This is a genomic window from Gemmatimonadota bacterium, assembly GCA_009841265.1.
Taxonomy (GTDB): Bacteria; JAAXHH01; JAAXHH01; order JAAXHH01; family JAAXHH01; genus JAAXHH01.
This window is the reverse complement of sequence record VXMB01000001.1, coordinates 340,254-360,502: the sequence shown is the minus strand read 5'-3', so window position 1 is coordinate 360,502 and position 20,249 is coordinate 340,254. Positions and strand designations below refer to the sequence as shown.

The window sequence follows — 20,249 nt, the reverse complement described above, 5'->3', positions numbered from 1 at the left end:
GGTGCACCTTCAAGGGCTGTCCCTCAGTCATTTCAGGAATTACGCATCCCTGTCGCTGGCCTGTGATTTGCAAACGAATGTTTTCATCGGATCGAATGGACAAGGAAAGACCAACCTCCTGGAAGCGGTCTACTACCTCTGCGTGGCCCGGTCCTGCCGCGAGGCACAGGACCGGGATCTCGTGCGCATGGGGGCGGACCACTTCCTGATACAGGGGCAGGGACGCTCCGCGGAGGGCAGGGAGGTCGAGGTACAGATCAGGTACGCCCGCCCTTCGGGGAAGAAGGTCTTTGTAAACGAGTCGCCCCAACGGAACCTGTCGGACCTGTACGGTATCCTGGCGGCCGTCGTGATCTCGCCGGACGACCGGAGGCTGGTCCAGGGCTCGCCGGGTTCGCGCCGGCGATTCCTGGATATCGCGATCTCGCAGTCCAACGCGGCGTATCTTTCGGCCCTGCAGGAATACAGGCGGGTGGTCCGCCAACGCAACGAGGCGTTGCGCGCATGCCAGGAGCGGCCGGGGAGGACGGAGGGCCTGGAGGTCTGGAACGCCCCCCTGGTCGCGCTGGGCAGCCGGATCATGAGAAAGCGGGTGGAAGTCGTCGAGGACCTGAAGGAAGAAGCCAGCCGCATTCACGCCGCCGTCAGTGACGACAACGAGTGCCTCGAGATCGACTACGCGCCCTCCTTCGAATACGAGGTCCTCGCCGATCTCGAGCACGCCTTCGAGGAGGCGCTGGACCGGGCGGCGTTGCGAGAGAAGGCGCGGTGCATGACGGAGGTGGGGCCCCACCGGGACGACCTGTCCATCCGGATGAACGGGGTCTCGCTGCAGGCCTTCGGCTCGCAGGGACAGCACAAGACGGCGGCGACGGCCCTCAAGCTGGCGGAAGCCCGCTTTCTGTGGCACCGGCTGCAGGCCCCCCCGCTGCTGTTGCTGGATGACATATTCGCGGAGATCGACGCCGCCAGGACGGGCCGCCTGATGGAAATGGTACCCGCCTACGGCCAGACCTTCATCACGACGGCCAAGGAAAGCGATATCGGGGACTACCGCCGGGGGATCACCCGGTTCCGAGTCCACGAAGGCGCGGTGACGCCCTATGACTGAGGATCGGGCATGACGCGACTGAAGAAGAGCACCACCCTCGGCGACGCACTCCGGGAACTGGTGCGCAACCTCGGCATGGAAGGCAAGCTGGAGGAACAGCAGGCCGTGGAACGTTGGCCCCGGGTCGTCGGGGAGCGTGTCGCGGCGCACGCGCGGGCGGTCTTCTTCGACGGCGGAAAGCTGTTCGTGGAGTGCGACAGCGCCACCTGGAGCCAGGAGCTGCACTACATGAAGCCGGACATTCTGAACCGACTGGACCGGTCTTTCGGAAGACCCCTGGTCCGGGACATCATATTCACCAATACCAGAAGGTAAAATCGATGTCAGAAATACACGAAAACTCATCGGACCGCTTGGACCGCCCGGATCAACCGGAAAACCTGGATCGCCCAGGCCGTCCGGAACACTCGAACGGCCCGGATTTGCCGGAGACGGGTCCCGGCGCCCCGGATAACGATCAGTACGACGCGGAGAACATCCAGGTCCTCAAGGGGCTCGAGGGGGTTCGCAAGCGGCCCGCCATGTACATCGGGAGCACCAGCGCCTCCGGCCTGCATCATCTCGTGGAAGAGGTGATGCAGAACGCCATCGATGAGCATCTCCAGGGTTTCGGCGATACGATCAAGGTGTACATCGAAGAAGACGGGCGGATCACGGTGATCGACAACGGCCGCGGGATACCGGTCGAAATGCACCCCACGGAGAACCGGCCGGCCGTGGAAGTCGTCATGACCATGCTCCACGCCGGCGGGAAGTTCGACAACAAGTCCTACAAGGTATCGGGGGGCCTGCACGGCGTGGGCGTGTCGGTGGTCAACGCCCTGGCCGAATGGCTGGTCGTCGAGGTGCGCCGCGACGGGAAGATCTACTACCAACGGTACGAGCAGGGCATTCCCGTATGCGACCTGGAGGTCCGGGGCGAGACGACGGAGAACGGGACGACCGTCTCCTTCAAGCCCGACGACGAGATCTTCGACTCGACGGAGTTCGACTTCGACCACATCGCCCACCGCTTCCGGGAACTGGCCTTCCTGAACCGCCACATGCGCATCGAGCTGCACGAGGAGGCCAGGGACAAATCCGCCATATTCGAGTACCGCGGCGGCATCGTCGAGTTCGTCGAGTACCTGAACGAGAACAAGACGGCCATCCATGACACCATCGGCATCCGCCAGGAACGGGACGGCAACCAGATCGACGTCGCCTTCCAGTACAACGACGGCTACCAGGAGAACATCTTCACCTACGCCAACACCGTGCGGACTTCGGAGGGCGGCTTCCACCTCGTGGGCTTCAAGACGGCCCTCACCCGTTCCATCAACAACTACGCCCAGCGGAACAACCTGCTGAAGAACCTCAAGGTGCCCATCACCGGAGACGACACGCGGGAAGGCATCACCGCCATCGTGAGCGTGATCATCCCCGACCCCCAGTTCGAGGGCCAGACCAAGGAGAAGCTCGGCAACAGCGATATCCGCGGCGTCGTGGAGTCGGTGGTCGGCGAGGGGCTCTCCGTGTACCTGGAAGAACATCCGGCCACGGCGAAGAGGATCGTCGAGAAATGCATCCAGGCGGCGATTTCCCGAGACGCCGCCCGCAAGGCGCGGGAACTGACCCGTCGGAAGAGCGCGCTCGAAAACACCACCCTGCCCGGCAAGCTGGCCGACTGCACCCTGAAGGATCCCATGGCCTGCGAGATCTACCTCGTCGAGGGCGATTCGGCCGGCGGCACGGCCAAGTCGGGCCGCGACAAGACCTTCCAGGCCATCCTCCCCCTCTGGGGCAAGCCGCTCAACGTGGAGAAGGCCCGCATCGACACGGTGCTGAGCAACGACAAGCTCCAGCCCATCATCACCGCGCTCGGGGTCGGCATCGACGAGGATTTCGACCTGTCCCGGCTGCGCTACGGGCGCGTGATCATCATGGCGGACGCCGACCATGACGGTCTGCACATCCGCACGCTGCTGCTGACTTTCCTGTTCCGCTACATGCGTCCGCTCGTGGAGCACGGCCACGTCCTGATCGCCCAGCCGCCGCTCTACCGCGTGCGCAAGGGACGCCGGGAGGACTATCTCAAGAACGACCGGGAACTCTGGGAATACCTCCTGAACCAGAGCGTGGACCGCACGAAGGTGCAGCGGGCGGACGCGAACGGCAACGGGCACGCCCTGACCGAAGACAAGCTGCTGGCCCATCTCCGCGAGATGATGGACTTCGAAGAGCAGATCGGACGACTGGTCAAGACGGGCATGAAGCGCGAGCACATTCTGGATATGCTGAGAGACCGGGACCAGTACGACGCATACCGCAGAGATCTGCGCGACCGGGCGGCAGCACGCAAAGCGCAGGAAGAAGCCGGCGAAGTCCCGGTGCCCGTGGATCCGGTCGAAGAGGCCCTGGACCCCTCCCTGTACGGCCGGCTTCGGAAGCTGTGCCGCCGGCTGGAGGACGTCATCGACAGCGAGATGGTGGTCAGCACGGACAAGACCGAGAAGCGGGTCAGGGGGGTCGGCAAGCTGATCGACGCGGTACTGGACGTGGGACGCGAAGGCGCCACCATCTCGCGGTACAAGGGGTTGGCGGAGATGGACGCCGAGGAACTGTGGCAGACCACGATGAACCCCGAAACCCGCACGCTGCTCCGGGTCACCCTGGACGACGCGGTGGAGGCGGACCGGATCTTCACGATCCTCATGGGCGACAACGTGGCCGCGCGAAACGATTTCATCCAGCGGAACGCCCTGCTGGTCAACAACCTGGACCTGCACTGACATCCGGCACCCGCCCGGCGTGACCACATCACAAATTAACACGTTCAAGGGGAAAGCATGGCGGTAGAACAACACGACAACATCCAGCCGATCTTCATCGAAGACGAGATGAAGAGTTCCTATCTCGATTTCTCCATGAGCGTGAACCTGTCCCGGGCGATTCCGGACGTCCGCGACGGGTTCAAGCCGTCCCAGCGGCGCATTCTCGTGGCGATGCGCGACCTGAACCTCACGCCGGGAAGGCCCACGCGGAAGTGCGCCAAGATCGTCGGCCAGACGATCGGGGACTACCACCCCCACGGCGACCTGGCCGTGTACGATACCCTCGCGCGGATGGCCCAGCCCTTCAGCATGCGCTACCCCATGGTCTTCGGCCAGGGCAATTTCGGGTCCATCGACGGCGATCCGCCGGGCGCCATGCGGTACACCGAATCGCGGATGTCCCGCCTGGCTATCGAGATGATGGAGGATATCGACAAGAACACGGTCGATTTCATGCCCAACTACGACGAGTCGAAAGACGAGCCAACCGTGCTTCCGGGCAAGTTCCCCAACCTGCTCTGCAACGGCTCCCTCGGCATCGGCGTGGGCATGGCCTCCAATCTCCCGTCCCATAACCTCGGCGAAGTGGTGGACGGCATCGTGGCGGTGATCGACCACCCGGAAATCACCATCGGGGAGCTCGCCGCGCACATCCAGGGACCCGATTTCGCCACCGGCGCCATCATCTACGGCCGCAACGCGATCAACGAGTATTTCCACACCGGCCGCGGGAAGATCAAGGTGCGCGCCCGCACGACGATCGAGGTGCACGAGCAAAGCGAAAAGGAAACCATCGTCGTCACGGAGATCCCCTACAAGGTCAACAAGTCCAGCCTGATCGAGAAGATCGCCGACCTCGTCCGGGAGAAGCAGATACTGGGCATTACCGACATACGGGACGAGTCGGACCGGTCGGGCATGCGCATCGCCATCGACGTGCGGCGGGACATCCCGGGCAACATCGTGCTCAACCACCTCTTCAAGATGACGCCGCTGGAGACCACCATCGGCGTCACCATGCTGGCGCTCGTGGACGGGCGGCCCCGGGTCCTGAACATCAAGGAGTGCATCCAGCACTTCATCGACCACCGCCACGAGGTGCTGGTGCGCCGGACCACCTTCGACCTCGAGAAAGCCGAGCAGCGGGCCCATATCGTGGAAGGCCTGCGCGTCGCGCTGGACAACGTGGACCGCGTGATCGAAGTCATCCGCGGATCGCATACCGGCGAGGAGGCCATGGAGGTCCTGGGAGACGAGTTCGGCCTGTCCCGCGCACAGGTCGAGGCCATTCTGGACATGCGCCTGCAGCGCCTGACCGGGCTGGAAAGAGACAAGCTGGAGGAAGAATACGAAGAGCTGGTCGCGCGGATCGCCGATTACCGGGACATCCTCTCGCGGCTGGAACGGCGGATGCAGATCATCAAGGACGAGATGATCGACCTGAAGGAGCGCTACGGCGACGAGCGACGTACCGAACTGATCGACATCGAGGGCGATCTCAGCATCGAGGACCTGATCGCCGACGAGGAGATGGTCATCACCATATCCCACGCCGGCTACGTCAAGCGCCTGCCCATGGACACCTACCGCAGCCAGAACCGCGGCGGCAAGGGGATCACCGGCATGAAGACCCGGGAAGAGGATTTCGTCGAGCACCTCTTCTCCGCCTCGACCCACTCCTACATCCTGTTCTTCACGAACCGCGGCAAATGCTACTGGCTCAAGGTGTGGGAGATCCCCGAAGCCGGCCGCACCGCCCGCGGCAAGGCCGTCGTCAACCTGCTGCAGCTCGACCAGGGAGAGAGCATCGCGGCCTTCCTGCCGATCAGGAACTTCGACGACGAGCATTATATCCTGATGGTGACGCGGGGTGGCCTGGTGAAGAAAACCGTGCTGTCGGCCTATGGGAATCCCCGACGGAACGGCATCGTGGCGCTGAACATCCTCGAGGGCGACGCCCTTATCGAGGCCCTGCTGACCGACGGCGACAACGACATCGTCATCGCCAGCCGGAACGGCCAGGCCGTCCGCTTCCACGAGAGCGACGTCCGGACGATGGGCCGCGGCGCACAGGGGGTGCGGGGCATACGCCTCGGCGAAGGCGACCGGGTCGTGGGCATGCTGGCATCGGATCGGGACTCCACGCTGCTTTCCGTGACGGAGAACGGCTACGGGAAGCGGACGGACATCGAGAACTACCGGCTGACCCGCCGCCACAGCAAGGGCGTGAGCAACATACGCACCAGCGAACGCAACGGCCCCGTCGTGTCGATTCACGCGGTCTCCGACGAAGACGAGCTGATGATCATTACCACGAACGGCCTCATCATACGCCTGCCGGTCCGCGACCTGCGCCCCATCGGCCGGAACACCCAGGGCGTCCGGCTCATTAACCTGGGCGAGGGGGACCGGGTGATCGATGTTTCCAGGATTACGCCAGGCGACGAAGAGGACGATCCGGAGACTTCCGAAACGGCTGAATCACCCGGTACGGACGGCGAAGAGGAAGAATAAAAAAGCGCTTGACACCCTTAGCGCGCACCCTATATTGCGTCCGTTCTTCAGGAGGAAAGGCCTTCCCCGAAGGGTGAAAGGGCCTTCGAAAAAGATTCGTTCCAAGGCTGCATGTGTGTAAAACGGGGGTATCATGAGCGGGATCTGCCCGGAATGTGGCGCCGAGATCACCCTGGATTATGATGTCGTGGTAGGCGAAATAATCACGTGCCCGGAGTGCGGCGCGGAACTGGAAGTGGTCAGCGTAGACCCGCTGGAGTTCGCGCTGGCACCGGAAGAAGAGGAAGACTGGGGCGAATAAGCCCGCGGACGGATGGAAGGAAATCAAGATGAGCAAACGAATGAAACATAAACATGGTAAACATGATTGTGATTTGCGTTCGTCCGCTCATCGGGCCCCGCGGTAATCCTGCGAAAGGGATAATGGGGCCACGGGAACAGTTGGGAGCCGTGTTCCTCTTCGATTGAGCGAAGAGGCCGGCTCTTTTTTTTTGCATGACGGGCAAGTGGACGCGGGATATCCGAAAGGTCCGGGATATCCGGAGGAAGTGGAATTCATGGAATTGGGCATCGTGCTGTCGCGTATCAGGAAGGACGAGAAGCGGTTGATCGCCGAGGCGGGCCGCCGCGGCATCGACGTGACGACGATCGACAACACGCGGCTGGTCTTCGAACTGGATCGGCGCCATATGGACCTGGATGTGGTCCTGGAGCGTTGTATCGATCACCATCGCGCCGTGTACGCGCTGACCGTCTTCGACCACTGGGGCATTCCGACGGTGAACCGCCAGTCGGTGGTGGAGACGTACGGGAACCGGCTGCTGACGTCCCTGGCCTTGCGGGAGAACGGCGTGCCGGTGCCGGAAGTGCGTGTGGCCTACACGCCGCGTTCCGCCCTGGAAGCCATGGAGGACATGGGATACCCGGTCGTCCTCCGGCCCGTGGAAGGTCCCGAGGGCCAGCTCGTTTCCCGTATCGGGGACAAGTATACGGCGGCGACGGTCCTGGAGCACAAACGCATCCTCGGCGCCTATCACCACTCCATCTTCTTCATGCAAAAGCACATCGATTCGCCCGGACACGACATCAGGGCGTACGTGGTCGGCGACGAGACGGTGGCCGCCGTATCGGTGCTGACCCACCACTGGATCGGAACGATCACCGCCGGCGGCCTGATGAAGCAGGAGCCCGTCACGGAGGAACTGAACGACCTGGCGGTCGCAGCCGTCCGGGCGATCGGCGGCGGAATCGCGGTGGTGGACATGGTTCGCACGAAGGATGCCTGGTTCGTGCAGGAGATGGGCCCGCCGTCCGGGCTTTCGGACGCATCGGACGTCACCGGCGTCAATATACCGGGGAAGATCATGGACTACGTGGCGGACTCGGTGGCACAGGGGGTACGAAACTCGTGAAGATCGGCATGCTGCTGTCCATCGTTTCCACGGAACAGAAGATGCTCTTCGAGGCCGCGGCGAAACGGGGTATCGTCTTCGACCGGCTGGACGACCGGCGCATCGTCTTCGACCTGGAGAACCACCGGTACGACCACGACGTCATACTCGAGCGGTGCATCAACCATTCCAGGGCCCTCAACTCGCTGAAGATACTCAACGCCAGCGGCATCAGGACCGTCAACTCCTACGAGGTAGCCCGCGTGTGCGGGAACAAGTTCCTGACGACCATGGCGCTGGTAGACCACGGGGTGCCTACGCCGAAAGCCCGCGTCGCGTTCACGGCCGAGTCGGCCCTGGAGGAAATGGAATCCATGGGCTATCCCGTCGTGGTCAAGCCGCCCATCGGCTCGTGGGGGCGCCTCATCGCGCGGGTCAACGACCGTCATGCCGCCGAAGCGGTGCTCGAGCACAAGGAGACCCTGGGGTCCTATCAGCATTCGGTGATCTACATCCAGGAGTACGTCGAAAAGCCCGGACGCGATATCCGGTCTTTCGTGGTCGACGGCGAGACCATCTGCGCCGTCTACCGGTATTCGGACCACTGGAAGACCAACACCGCCCTGGGCGGGACGACGGCCGACTGTCCCGTGGAGGGTGACGTGGGGATGCTTTCCGCCCGCGCCGCGGAAGCGGTGGGCGGCGGCGTGGTGGCCGTCGACCTGCTGGAATCGCCGGACGGGATCATGGTCAACGAGGTCAACTACACCATGGAATTCCGGAACAGCATTAAGCCGACGGGCGTGGACATTCCCGGCCGAATCATCGACTATCTGGTAAAGGTGGCCCAATCATGATCAAGGTGTCTATCGCCGGCGCGTCCGGATACGGCGGTGGGGAACTGCTCCGCCTGCTCCTGTTCCACCCGGAAATCGAAATCGGGCAGGTGACGTCTGAATCGCTCGCGGGCAAGCCCGTCGGCCGGTCCCATCCGAACCTTCGGCGGGTCACGGACCTCAAGTTCAGCGCCCTGGCCGACCTCGATCCCTGCGACGTCCTGTGCCTGTGCCTGCCCCACGGGGAGGCGATGAAGAGGTGGGACGACTTCTCCGGCCTGTCGGCCCGCGTCATCGACCTGAGCGCCGACTTCCGCCTGCGCGATCCGGCGGATTATCCGACCTGGTACGGACATGCCCATGCCCATCCCGACGTCCTCGGCCGGTTCGTGTACGGCCTGGCCGAACTCTACCGGGACGAGATCCGGGACGCCGAATGCGTCGCGTGCACCGGGTGCCTGGCCGCCACGGCGATCCTGTCGCTGGCGCCCCTCGTCCGGGCCGGCGCCGTCGACCCCTCCCGGCTGTTCATGGAGGGCAAGATCGGCTCCTCCGCGGCGGGACACCGGGCCGACCGGTCCACCCACCACCCGGACCGCAGCGGGGCCGTGCGGTCCTTCAAGCCCACAGGCCATCGCCACACGGCGGAGATCGTGCAGGAGCTCACCTTCGGCGGGCCGGCGCCCACGGTGCATTTCTCGGCGACGGCCATCGAGCTGGTGCGCGGCATCCTGATGACCACGCACGCTTTCGCAAACGGCAACCTGTCCGACAGGGATATCTGGGGCATCTACCGGGAAGCCTACGACCAGGAGCCCTTCATCCGCATCATCAAGGAACGGCAGGGCGTGTTCCGCTATCCCGATCCGAAGTTTCTCGCGGGCACCAATTACTGCGACGTCGGGTTCGAGCGCGACGAGCACAGCGACCGGGTCGTGGTCATGGGCGCGCTGGACAACCTGGTCAAGGGCGCGGCCGGACAGGCCGTGCAGGCCCTCAACATCATGCACGGGTGGGACGAACGGACGGGCCTGGAGTTTCCGGGCCTCCACCCGGTATAGTCCACCCGGTATAGGACGAATATGAACTACAGGGCACCGAGAGGCACCTACGACATCCTGCCCGAAGACCAGGCCCACTGGCGTCACGTGACCGAGACCACGCGCCGGGTCTGCGAACTCTTCGGCTACGAGCAGATCGACGTGCCGGTCTTCGAGCAGACCGGCCTCTTCGAGCGGAGCGTCGGCGAATCCACGGACATCGTCGAGAAAGAGATGTACACCTTCCTCGACCGCAACGAGGAGCGCATGACCCTGCGCCCCGAGTTCACCGCCGGGATCTGCCGGGCCTACGCCGAGCGCAAGCTGCACGGCCGGCCCCAGCCTCTTCGGCTCTACACCATCGGCCCGGCCTTCCGGTACGAGCGTCCCCAGGCGGGCCGGTACCGCCAGTTCTACCAGATCGACGTGGAAGTGCTGGGCAGCCAGGACCCGGCCATCGATCTCGAGGTCATGCAGGTCGCCTGGCAGATCTACGAAGCGGTGGGCATCAAGAACCTGTCCTTCCAGGTGAACAGCACGGGGTGCCCGGCGTGCCGGCCGGGATACATCGAAACGCTGCGGGCCTGGTACGCGGACCGCCTGGACGGGATCTGCGGCGAATGCGCGCGCCGCTACGAGCAGAACCCGCTCCGGCTGCTGGACTGCAAGAAGGAGGCCTGCCGCGCGATCGCGGACGAGGCTCCGCGGATCGCGGATTCCCTGTGCGACGAATGTAGAACCCACTTTGACCGGTTGAGGTCCTACCTGGACGATCTGGGGCGGCCCTACCAGGTCAACCATCGCCTGGTGCGGGGGTTCGACTACTACACGAAGACCGTGTTCGAGGTCTGGGCCGAGGGCATCGGGGCGCAGAACGCGGTGTGCGGCGGCGGCCGGTACGACGGGCTGATCGGCATGGTCGGCGGTCCGGAGACGCCGGCAATCGGGTTCGCCTCCGGCATCGAACGCATCATACTCACGATGAAGCAGGAGGGGATCGAGCCTCCCGGAGTGCCGAAGCCGCGGGTATTCGTCGCCTATCTCGGTGCGGAGGCCAAGTCTGCGGCGGTGGTCCTGGCGCAGGAGCTGCGCGCGGCCGGCGTGGGTGCGACGGCGCTGTGGGAAGACCGGAGCCTGAAGGCCCAGATGAGACAGGCCGACCGGCTCGGCGCCGCCTTTACTCTGATCCTCGGCGAAGAAGAGGTGAGAAACGGCGTCGTGATGATCCGGCGCATGGCGGACAGCACGCAGGCGTCCGTGCCCCGACCTCAGGCCGTGGCCGCCGTTAAGGAAGGGAATACTTCATGATTGTGGTGAAGACGGGCGGAAGCCGGGGCATCAACCTGGATTGCGTTCTGGAGGACATCGCCCGGCAGACCGAACCGCTGGTGCTGGTGCACGGCGCTTCCGACGAATTGAACCAGATCTCCGAGCAACTGGGCAAGCCGCCCCGCATGGTCACGTCGCCGTCGGGATACACGAGCCGGGTCACCGATCAGGAAACCTTGGACATCTTCACCATGGTGTACTGCGGAAAGCGCAACACCCGCATCGTCGAGAAACTGCAGCAGCTGGGGGTCAACGCCGTCGGCCTGAGCGGTGTGGACGGCCGCCTGCTCGAGGGCCGCCGGAAGCCCAATATCCGCATCGTGGAGGACGGCAGGACGAAGATCCTGCGGGACGACTACACCGGCCGGGTAGAAAAGGCGAATGTCTCGCTTCTGACCACGCTCCTCGACCAGGGCTACCTGCCCGTCGTCAGTCCCCCCGCCATCAGCTACGAAGGCGAGGTGATCAACATTGACGGGGACCGGGCGGCCGCCGTGATCGCCGATGCCCTCGGCGCGGAACGGCTGGTCATACTGTCCAACACGCCGGGATTCCTCGAGGATGCGGACGATGAAAGTACGCTGATACCCCGGATAGCCCGCGACGAAATCGACCGGGAGATCGAGACCCATGCCAGGGACCGTATGAAGAAGAAGCTGCTCGGCGCGAAGGAGGCGCTGGAGGTCGGCGTAGGCCAGGTGATCCTGGGGGACGGCCGGATACCCGAACCGGTCACGGCGGCCCTGCGCGGTGCGGGCACGGTGATCGGGTAGCGGCCCTGCGCGGCGCGGACAGCATGATCGGACAGCGGCGGCCGAACGAAGCGGCCATCCGGTGTAGCCCAGCGCACCGCGCAGGACGACTCGAGGCGACACGGAATCGTAAATCGGAGCACAGAAAATGACTGACTACCAGGCCATGGAAAACCAGGCGTCGATGGGCATTCTGCCCAAGCGGGACGTGGTGATCGTCCGGGGCAGCGGCGCCCGCCTTTGGGACAGTGACGGCAAGGAGTACATCGATTGCATCGGCGGGATCGGCACGGCCAACGTAGGCCACTGCCATCCGGCCGTGACGGAGGCGGTCGCGCGGCAGGCGGAGCGGCTCGTGATCTGTCCGGACACCTTCTACAACGACCTCCGGGCGGAACTGGCCACGGCCCTGACCCGGGTCGCCCCGGAGGGGCTGGACCGGCTTTTCCTGTGCAATTCAGGTACGGAGGCGGTGGAAGCAGCGTTTAAATTCGCCCGTGTCGCCACGGGCCGGACCGGCATCATCGCGGCCCAGCGCGGATTTCACGGACGTACCTTCGGGTCCCTGAGCGCGACCTGGAATCCCAAGTACCGCGCCCCCTTCGAACCCCTCGTTCCCGGTTTCACCCACGTGAAATACAACGATGCCACCGCCATGGAGGAATCCATCGGCGACGAGACGGCCGCGGTGATCCTGGAGGTGGTGCAGGGCGAGGGTGGCGTTCGCATCGGAGACGGTGCGTATCTGAACCGCGTGGCGGACCTGTGCCGGGAGCGTGGCGCCCTGTTCATCGTGGACGAAGTACAGACCGGATTCGGGAGGACGGGCGCCCTGTTCGCCTGCGAGCACCATGGCCTGCGTCCGGACATGCTCTGCCTGGCCAAGGCCATGGCCGGCGGCCTGCCCGTGGGCGCGACGCTCTGCGCCGAAACGGTCCGGGATGTCCCCGCCATGTCCCACGGCAACACCTTCGGCGGCAGTCCGGTGGTCTGCGCGGCCGGCCTGGCCACGCTACGCGTGCTTGAGGAGGAAGGACTCGTCGAAAATGCCCGGGAGAACGGCGCGTACTTCCAGGATGCCCTCGCGGCGCTGGATGCGCCTTTCGTCCGGGAGATCAGGGGCGTGGGCCTGATCATCGGCGTCGAGATGAAGGGACGGGTCACCCCCGTCCTCCGCGGACTCATGGAACGCGGCGTGATGGCCCTGCCCGCGGGCAACACGGTGCTGCGCTTCCTTCCGCCCCTGACGATTTCCAGGGAGGAGATCGATCAGGTCGTGGAGACCGTGGGCGCGGTGCTGGGATTGTTGGAGGGAAGTTCGGCGGGCCGCCGGGCCGGATCCAGCCAGGTAGCCGCCCCGGAGACCGAATGAGTACCGCCCACGACGACATCGCGCTGCTGCGGGGCCTGGTCGAACGGTACAGCCCTTCCACGAACGAGGGCGAGGCTGTCTCCTACCTGGTGGACGCCATGGACCGGAGAGGGCTCCGTGCCCGCGTGGACGAAGCCGGAAACGCGGTAGGCGAGGCGGGCAGCGGCGAACCGCATATTGCCCTGGTCGGGCACATCGACACGGTGCCCGGGATCGTTCCCATCCGGGAGGACGGGGGCCGTCTCTACGGCCGCGGCACGGTAGACGCCAAGGGGTCCCTGGCCGCTTTCACGGCTGCCGCGAGCCGGCTCACGGAAACCACCGGCGGCCGGATCACCGTCGTCGGCGCCGTGGAGGAGGAATGCCCCACCTCGAAGGGCGCCCGCCACCTGGTGGACCGCATGCGCCCCGACTGCGTGTTCATCGGCGAACCGAGCGGCTGGGACAGCGTTACCATCGGGTACAAGGGCCACGTGGGGTTCGACTACCGCCTCGAGCAGCCCAACGCCCATCACGCCGGCGACCACAGGCGCGCGACCGAACGGGCGATCGACCTGTACAACGCCATACAAGCGCGCGTCGCCGGCCAGGCCACGGAAAGCGAATTCGAGTCTCCCCGGCTCGAGTTGAGACGGTTCAACACTACGGACGAGGGGTTGACCGAGGGCGTCGAAGCGTACTTCTCGGTGCGCGTGCCGCCCGGTTACGACATGGATGGCCTGAACGGGTTCGTGATGGACCAGGCGGGGCCGGCCGAAATCGTATGCGACCAGCGGCTGGAAGGGGTCGTCGCCTCGAAGAACACGCCGCTGGTCCGCGCCCTTCTGCGTGGTATCCGCCAGGAAGGCGGCCGGCCGACCTTCAAGAAGAAAACGGGCACGTCCGACATGTGCATCGTCGGTCCGGCCTGGAAGTGCCCGATCGCGGCCTACGGACCCGGTGACTCCAGCCTGGACCATACGCCGGACGAGCACATCGTCCTGGAAGAGTACCTGCGCTCCGTCGAGGTGTTGACGGCCGCGCTGAAGCAGCTCACTTCAGCCGCCTAACCGGCCTCAGGTCGGCCGCACTGATCCCCTCTCCGACCCGCAAGAAGCATCTACTGTTCTCCCGTTCGGCTTGAAGGCCGCCACGGTTCTCCCTGCCTGCCCATACGCCAGCCAACCCTTCGTTCGATTAATCGGAGCGCGGCTTGCCGGCATCTTCGCCGAGCTTGCGGCTAACCTGAATCGTTGCTGAAGGCATGTAAACTCCCAATGCCAAAACAACTTGTCGCGCATATTATCCGCCGATTGCACATTTTTTTTGACACCTGCTCAAACCTCAATATATTTAGTATTTCTTATAACAAGATCATCTATTTGTTAGATGTTATTTCTATATGGATAACAGAACTTTGGCGGTAACCGTGTAAGCGTTACCACCACAGGTCAAGTCCACAGCGGAACGGACCATCAACGCCGCCGTGAAAGCCGATTTCGAAAAGCATTCACCGGCCGAGTACTCAGCGGCCGGTTTCGCATGTCCGTGACGACAGAACCATGCGGCGTTCCCTACTTGGGTAGGAATCACCGAGGCTGGTTGTTTTGATCCCACTCAAGACGACCGATGACACAAGAAAGTACGAGTTGTTGACACAAGAACCGAAATCCAGTGACCGCCTGTCTATACCGAGCGTGCCGACCAGCATCACACGGTGCACTAGACGCTGGCGTGTGCTCGCCGGACGCCGCCGGCGTGTACTAGCGGTGCGGATGGCCGCGGCGGCGCTGCTGCCCGTCCTGGCCATCGCGCTCTCCGCGCCGTTCGTTCCCGATTTGCAGGCGCAGACGGAACGGACGCTGGTGTCCAACACGAACCAGCCGTACTATCTTATAGACATTAATCGTGTGTCACAGCCCTTCAGAACCGGCAGCAACGGGCCCGGTTACGTGCTCACGACCGTCGGCGTGCGCGTCTACAACACCAGGACTACTGTAGAAAACCCGGACGTCTCGGTTCGGATCTATTCGACCAACGCTAGTAACCGGCCGAATGACCTGTTGTACGTTCTTGTCAGCCCAACGACGATCACGAGCGACTCGGTCGCCACGTTCACGGCGCCGACCGGTTCGACGCTCTCCGCAAACACGACGTACGCAGTCGTGATCAGCGACTCCGCCGGCACCGATGACGCGGGGATCAGCATTCATTCTACCTCTTCGGACGCCCAGGATAGCGGGGCCGCCGACGGCTGGAGCATCGGAAACGCAAGATACGTTTACATCGATCCCGGATCGTGGGCAAGGGACGACTCGTCGTCAGTGATGATCAAGATCAGGGGCACCGTCACGCCGAACTACCCCGCCACGGGAGACCCGGCGATTATCGGTGCGGCGCAGGTGGGCATGACGCTGACGGCGTCGACGTCGGACATCATGGACGCCAACGGGCTGACCGGGGCCGTCTACGCCTACCAGTGGATCCGGGTGACCGAGGACGGCACGGAGACGAACGTCGGTACAGACACGGGCAACTACGCGCTGACCGCGGCCGACCAGGGCCACCACATGAAGGTGAGGGTCACCTTCACCGACGATGGCGGTACCGAGGAGACGCGCATCAGCGGCGAAAGCTCACTGGTCCTGCCGGCGGCTGTGTCGAACTGCGGCGCGGACACCTTCTGGTGCGGCGTGCTGACGGTGGGACACGACTTCGATGAATTCGGCCGAGCCAAGAGCGTCGGATTCGGATCGGGCCACGGCAGCCTCGACGACGTTACCTTCACCCACGAGGGCGTCAATTACACGATCACGTCTTTGATCGCATTTCCACTATCGAGTCACACGTTGTGGCTCATCACCGAGCCGGCCTTGCCGGCGGACGCGGCGAGGAACCTGGTGCTGCACGTCCAGAAGTACTCGGGCGAACTCATCCTGCCGTTCAGCGAAGCGCAATCCTCGCCCAGTTTCTGGTTCTTCACCGATGCGCTCATCGTACCGCCGGGTGGCTCGCTGTCGGACGTGCCTCTCCTGCGTCCATTCACCGGCCCCGGTGCAACCCGCCTCGCTGGCGCGGCCGATATCGGCACCAGGGTGGGGGTCCGCCTGTCCAGGCTCAATACTGCCGCCACAGGGCAGCCGTCGGTCTCCGGCTTCCCCCGGGTGGGCGGGCTCTTGAGGGCCGGACTGGGCACGATCAAGGACAGCGGCGGCCTGCCGGGGACCTTCCCGGACGACTACGATCTGCAGTGGGTGCGGGTGGATGGGGACGGCATATCCAATCCCCAGGACATCGCGGGGGCGACGTCGGGCACCTACACACCCGTCGCAGCGGACGTGGGCAAGAAAATCAAGGTGAAAGTAAGCTTCACAGACGCGAGGGGCGTAGCCGAGGGGCCGCTCGAGAGCGAGCCGACGCCGGCGGCGGTACGGGAGGCGAGTAGCACACTCCTCGAAACGACGCTGACGGTAGGGCTTCTCCGCAGCGGGAACAGCAGGACATTGGGGTGCGCGAGCACCAACAACGTCAACGACTGTTCCGACCCGGACGTGATGGCAAACAACACGTTCGTCAGCACCGACGCCGGCGGGGTGGCGAAGGAGTTTGAGATCGTCGACCTGCAGTTGACCCATGCCGGATGGTCGGACCGCCTGCAACTCGACCAGGGCGAGATCCTGGCCATCGTATTCGGCGGCATCAGGGAACTCAGGGACTACGAGGTCAACAACCTGGTGCTGGTGCTCGACGGGTTGCGGTTTCCGTTCCAGGACGCCGATGCCGGAGGATACCACGTGCGGACGTGGTGGAACGCCGATCTGAACTGGAACGCCGGCGACACGGTGCAATTGCAGATCCTGGACGCGCCGGACTCCGGCATCCAGCAGCCGGTGCCACCGCCGCAACCGGTACCGCCGCCGCAGCCGGCGGTACTGACGGCATCGTTCGAAGATGCGCCGTCGTCGCACGACGGGTCAAGCGTGTTCACGATGCGGGTGCGTTTCAGCGAGGCGCTGGCATCCGGGGGCGCGCAGCGCAGGCTCACGCAGCGGTTGGCAGCGGCGGGCGGTGCGGTGCGCATGGTGCGTCGGGTGGACAAGCGCCGCGACCTCTTCCAGTTCCATGTCCAGCCGTCGGGCAATGGAACGGTGACGGTAATCCTGCCGGCCTCTGCCTCGTGCGACTTTCCGCATGCCCTCTGCACGCCGGACGGCAAGGCGCTGTCCACCCCCGCCAAGGTGACGGTCCCGGGTCCGCACGGGCTGTCGGTGGCGGACACCGAGGTCGAGGAGGGTGCGGGCGCCACACTCGATTTCATCTTGAGGCTGAGCCGGGTCTCCTCGGAGACCGTGACGGTCCGGATCAGCACGTCCGACGGCAGTGCGACCGCGGGCGATGACTACGTCGCGAAGAGCGAGACCGTAACCTTCGCACCGGGCGTAAAGGGGAAGGTCTTCAGTGTCACGGTGCTTGACGACAACCTCAACGAGGGCAACGAATACATGACCGTGACCCTGTCGAACCCAAGTGGGGCGTACCTCGCGGATGCGACTGCAACGGGCACCATCGAAAACTGCGATCCCATGCCACAGGCATGGCTGGCCCGATTCGGCCGGACCGTGAGTTCGCACGTCACTGACGCGGTCGGTGATCGATTGCGGTCAGGCCCCGGGCAGGGGTCGCAAGTGGTCATCGGCGGTTACCGGTTGCCGCTGGGCGACAAGGGGAGGGGCACGTCCCGGATCGGTCATGGGACGGGCCCTTCCGCTGGCGAGCCAGGTGCGGCGGAATGGGGCGTCCAATCGGAGGTGCCCCGGAATGCGGGGGAAGTAAGTGTCGCCTCGGAGGTGCTCCTGGAAGCGGTGCGGTTTCTTGGTTTGGGACCGGGCTATGCGGCAGAGCGAGGGAGACTGGCAGCGGATACCTCCGGCCCGCTAGCAGACACCCCCCGACCGGTGCAGAGCCGGACCTTCCAGTTCGGAGACCGCTTCGACCTTCGACGAGTTCTCCTGGATAGTAACTTCCGGGTGAGCCTGAACGGAGCGGAACCGGGGGACCGGGCCCCGCGCCTGACCGCCTGGGGCCTGGTTGCAGTAACCCGGTTTGACGGGCGCGATGACGCCTTGCAGGTAGACGGCGACGTGCTCACGGGCACCGTGGGGGTGGATGGTGAATGGGATCGGTGGCTGACTGGGGTGGCGGTGGCGCACAGCCGCGGCGACGGTAGTTATGCCGCGCAGGGCAAGGCCGCTCAAGGCATGGCCACCCATGGACGGGGCGCGGTGGACCAGACGCTGACGAGCGTTCATCCGTACCTGCGGTTTGCCGTCCAAGATCGGCTGGACGTGTGGGGCGTGTTCGGGTACGGCCGGGGCGAATTGACCCTGACCCCGGTGGGCAGCGCCGCTCTGCAGACCGACGCGAATCTGCTGATGGGGGCGTTCGGCGGCCGGGGGATCGTGCTGCCGGCGGCGACCACAGGGGGGATTCAGTTGGCAACGCGCATGGATGCCTTGCTGACGCGGACTACGTCGGATGCGGTGACCGGACACGCGGGGAATCTTGCAGGTACGGATGTGGACGCGCACCGGTTGCGGGTGATCCTGGAAGGCGCCAGCGGGTTCGAATGGGCCGAAGGGCGGCGCCTGACACCTACGATTGAAATGGGCCTGCGGCATGACCGGGGCGACGCGGAGACCGGGTTCGGCCTGGAAGTGGGCGGACGGGTGCGATACGCGGACCCCGTGTGGGGCCTGACCGTGGAAGGGACGGTCAGGGGTCTGCTGGCGCACGAAGATAGCGATTACCGGGAATGGGGTGCCTCGGGAAGGCTGCAGATTTCCCGGGACCCTGAGGGACGCGGACTGTCAATGACCCTGGCACCGGCCTGGGGTACGGTCGCGAGCGGGGTGGAGGGCATGTGGTCTCGGCAGACTACCGCTGGGATCGCGCCGCAGACACCCCGGCAGGTCCGGACCGGTCGTCTGGCCACGGAAGTCGGCTATGGGGTCGCGGCTTTCGGCAGGGGACTGTTGACCCCCTATGCGGGCTCCGAATTGGCCGAAGGCGCGGCGCGGAGGTACCGAGTCGGCACGCGGCTGCAATTGTCCCGCGACACAATCACGGGACTCTCCGTGAACCTGGAAGGTCTGCGACAGGAGCCGGCAGGTCCGCAGCCCGTAAACCAGAGCTCGCAATCCGTTGACCAGGGCCTGCGCATACAGATACGGTGGCGGTTCTGATCCATGGTTCGTCGGGAACTATGGCACCGGGAGGCCTCCCCAACGAACCGCCGGGTTCTCCGGCGCCGGCTCAGTGCGTCATCGCGTAGATGGCGTAGTTCACGGCCAGCCGGTACGCGATCACGGAATACGCGCGCGGGTACCCGGGATCGGCCGCGTGTTCCCAGCCGTCGCCCAGGTCCGCGTTCCAGTTCATCAGCACCATGAGCCTGCCGCCGTCGTCAGTTATGCTCCGCAGCCGATGGCCGTACAACCCGCCGTCCTGCTCGTAGTTACCCATTCTCCACAGGGCCGCGGTTCCGGGCACCAGGGGATACTCGTCGAAATCGTAGTAGCTGTGGAATATCGCGTGGCCGGCGGGGACTTCCTCGATGTCGCGTTCGGGGAACACCCGCTTCATCTGGGATTCCCAGTTCGCCCACTGGCGGGAACCGTGGAAATCGTCCACCATCAGGAACCCGCCGCGCAGCAGATACTCCCGCAGGGCGTCCACTTCCTCCTGGCTGAACTGCAGGGATCCGACTTCCAGGATGTACAGGAAGGGAATATCGAACAGATCGGAATCGGTGAGTTCCACGGCCTGCGGTTCGTTGATCTTGAGGGAGGTCGTGGCCCGCAGGGCGCGGATCACGTTGGCGTCGGCCGACGGGAAATCCACCGACCACCGCCCCCATCCCCATCCCCGGTAGAACCCGCCGGAGTTCTGGTACACGACCCGGCCGAAGGTGAAGTCATTGCGCAGAAAGAGGTCGTGGCCGGAATCTCCGCTGCCGCGGGTCGTCCACAGCGCCACACCGGCCAGGCAGACCAGGCAGACTGCAAGGACCACGCCGATGTGCTTGAGAAGGTGTGCGCGTTTCATTTCCATCC

At 64.6% G+C, this 20,249-nt stretch carries 14 protein-coding genes; 13 read left to right on the top strand and 1 reads right to left on the bottom strand.

What is annotated here, in order from left to right; genetic code table 11:
* Position 1: 1 nt before the first annotated feature.
* The 13 genes from recF to F4X08_01375 all read left to right on the top strand — a co-directional run bounded on the left by recF (position 2) and on the right by F4X08_01375 (position 19,379).
* Positions 2 to 1,111 carry a DNA replication/repair protein RecF gene (gene recF / locus F4X08_01435; GenBank protein ID MYD24465.1) on the top strand — a complete coding sequence of 370 codons (1,110 nt, stop codon included), beginning with the start codon at positions 2 to 4 and terminating at the stop codon, positions 1,109 to 1,111.
* 9 nt (positions 1,112 to 1,120) lie between these two features.
* Positions 1,121 to 1,426, top strand: a complete 306-nt coding sequence (locus tag F4X08_01430) for a DUF721 domain-containing protein (GenBank protein MYD24464.1) — start codon at positions 1,121 to 1,123, stop codon at positions 1,424 to 1,426.
* A gap of 5 nt (positions 1,427 to 1,431) precedes the next feature.
* The gene (gene gyrB, locus F4X08_01425) at positions 1,432 to 3,882 is read left to right on the top strand and encodes a DNA topoisomerase (ATP-hydrolyzing) subunit B (GenBank protein MYD24463.1); all 2,451 of its coding nucleotides are present in this window, start codon (positions 1,432 to 1,434) and stop codon (positions 3,880 to 3,882) included.
* A 57-nt stretch (positions 3,883 to 3,939) separates the two neighbouring features.
* Positions 3,940 to 6,438, top strand: a complete 2,499-nt coding sequence (gyrA, locus tag F4X08_01420; GenBank protein MYD24462.1) for a DNA gyrase subunit A — start codon at positions 3,940 to 3,942, stop codon at positions 6,436 to 6,438.
* Positions 6,439 to 6,571: 133 nt separating this feature from the next.
* On the top strand, positions 6,572 to 6,739 hold the full coding sequence (lysW, locus tag F4X08_01415; protein ID MYD24461.1) for a lysine biosynthesis protein LysW: 168 nt from the start codon (positions 6,572 to 6,574) through the stop codon (positions 6,737 to 6,739).
* Between the two features lie 256 nt (positions 6,740 to 6,995).
* Complete coding sequence (locus F4X08_01410) at positions 6,996 to 7,850, top strand: RimK family alpha-L-glutamate ligase (GenBank protein MYD24460.1); 855 nt, start codon at positions 6,996 to 6,998, stop codon at positions 7,848 to 7,850.
* A complete protein-coding gene (gene lysX, locus F4X08_01405; protein MYD24459.1) occupies positions 7,847 to 8,686 on the top strand; it encodes a lysine biosynthesis protein LysX in 840 nt (279 codons plus the stop codon). Before F4X08_01410 ends, lysX begins: the two co-directional genes overlap by 4 nt.
* Entirely contained in the window at positions 8,680 to 9,726 is a 1,047-nt protein-coding gene (locus tag F4X08_01400; GenBank protein MYD24458.1) for an N-acetyl-gamma-glutamyl-phosphate reductase, read from the top strand. Before lysX ends, F4X08_01400 begins: the two co-directional genes overlap by 7 nt.
* 21 nt (positions 9,727 to 9,747) lie before the next feature.
* Positions 9,748 to 11,013, top strand: coding sequence for a histidine--tRNA ligase (locus F4X08_01395; GenBank protein MYD24457.1), 1,266 nt, complete (start codon positions 9,748 to 9,750; stop codon positions 11,011 to 11,013).
* The gene (locus F4X08_01390; GenBank protein MYD24456.1) at positions 11,010 to 11,807 is read left to right on the top strand and encodes a [LysW]-aminoadipate kinase; all 798 of its coding nucleotides are present in this window, start codon (positions 11,010 to 11,012) and stop codon (positions 11,805 to 11,807) included. The genes F4X08_01395 and F4X08_01390 overlap by 4 nt, the downstream gene beginning before the upstream one ends.
* A gap of 127 nt (positions 11,808 to 11,934) precedes the next feature.
* A complete protein-coding gene (locus F4X08_01385; GenBank protein ID MYD24455.1) occupies positions 11,935 to 13,158 on the top strand; it encodes an aspartate aminotransferase family protein in 1,224 nt (407 codons plus the stop codon).
* Complete coding sequence (locus F4X08_01380) at positions 13,155 to 14,207, top strand: [LysW]-lysine hydrolase (GenBank protein ID MYD24454.1); 1,053 nt, start codon at positions 13,155 to 13,157, stop codon at positions 14,205 to 14,207. The genes F4X08_01385 and F4X08_01380 overlap by 4 nt, the downstream gene beginning before the upstream one ends.
* A 699-nt stretch (positions 14,208 to 14,906) precedes the next feature.
* A complete protein-coding gene (locus F4X08_01375) occupies positions 14,907 to 19,379 on the top strand; it encodes a hypothetical protein (GenBank protein ID MYD24453.1) in 4,473 nt (1,490 codons plus the stop codon).
* Positions 19,380 to 19,449: 70 nt separating this feature from the next.
* Here the strand turns inward: F4X08_01375 and F4X08_01370 are convergent, their stop codons facing one another.
* The gene (locus F4X08_01370; GenBank protein MYD24452.1) at positions 19,450 to 20,247 is read right to left on the bottom strand and encodes a DUF4159 domain-containing protein; all 798 of its coding nucleotides are present in this window, start codon (positions 20,245 to 20,247) and stop codon (positions 19,450 to 19,452) included.
* Between the last annotated feature and the right edge of the window lie 2 nt (positions 20,248 to 20,249).